The sequence below is a fragment of the Vibrio sp. S12_S33 genome (assembly GCF_963889785.1).
Lineage (GTDB): Bacteria > Pseudomonadota > Gammaproteobacteria > Enterobacterales > Vibrionaceae > Vibrio > Vibrio aestuarianus.
This window is the reverse complement of record NZ_CAWPQZ010000170.1, coordinates 1-1,018: the sequence shown is the minus strand read 5'-3', so window position 1 is coordinate 1,018 and position 1,018 is coordinate 1. Positions and strand designations below refer to the sequence as shown.

Genomic DNA, 1,018 nt, shown 5'->3' with positions numbered 1-1,018 from the left:
GATCGCGAAAGCGCCTCAAGGTTAGCATGGAAATAACTAATATTCGTCCTTTTTGCCGTCTTTCTTCCACCCCGTTAGATTACACTCAAACTTGAGTATCATTACCGTACATCCAACCTGTGATGACTGTCGTGTCATAACGCCGCGTTAAGGTGTGAGTAACGCAATACCGAAGTTACGGCATTGCACCTTAGACACTGAAATTAATGCAAGCCAAAAATGCCAAGCGTTACGAATCACTCTTAAACGCTTTGTTATGTGAATTTTACTCGTACGTTTCTTGGATTCAAATAAACAGTTCAAAGCATCAATCCTTTTACTAATCGCGCAAACCATGGTGTAAATAAAACCAGCATAAAGAATACGAGTGAGTATATATACACACTGAGACTCAAAATAAATTTTAATTTAGACTCTCTATTGGTGATCTCATATAGGTTTTCTTTCATCAACTCCCTATCGAGCTTACTTTCCGCACTTTCAATTAGATTTAGAGCCTCAAGCAACGATCGCATCGCTGGTGCAGCAAACGCCAGACCAAAAACTAAGGGGGTACAAAATAACGCAATAACACGCGAGTTTTCGAAAGATAAGCAAGCCAATGCTAAAGAAAAAGTGGCTAAACCCACAACGCTATTAAGATAGTTCTTTAATTTGTCTGATTCTTCTTTATATTTCTCATAATCAATTACATCGCTCATTCTTAACCTCATTAAAAGCACATAACGCCCAATTAAGTGGTGAACAACGCACTAACCAAGCCGCTGCATTGCACCGTAAAACACTTTACCTAACGCATAGTAAAACTGCCACGCGTTGAGAATCCACTTGAATTGCTTGTTATGTGAATTTTACAGTGAATTCAAAGTAAACCACCGTAGAAAGGAAGAGATTTGAATAAGTTACGTACAAAAACGATGCTTACTAAAACCTAAATATCACAGCGTTCTTAGCCAAAGAGAGCCACTTGCAGAATCAACGACAAAGAAAGCGCCCTTTCAGCAACCGCTAAATTTTT

Annotated in this window: 1 protein-coding gene; it reads right to left on the bottom strand. The window is 38.8% G+C overall.

Annotation, left to right across the window (positions count from 1 at the left end):
* Positions 1 to 299: 299 nt before the first annotated feature.
* The gene (locus tag AACW06_RS19695; RefSeq protein WP_192076349.1) at positions 300 to 701 is read right to left on the bottom strand and encodes a hypothetical protein; all 402 of its coding nucleotides are present in this window, start codon (positions 699 to 701) and stop codon (positions 300 to 302) included.
* Between the last annotated feature and the right edge of the window lie 317 nt (positions 702 to 1,018).

Excerpts from the sequence above, each read along its gene's own strand:
- AACW06_RS19695 (WP_192076349.1), bottom strand. The coding sequence starts at position 701 with ATGAGCGATGTAATTGATTATGAGAAATATAAAGAAGAATCAGACAAA.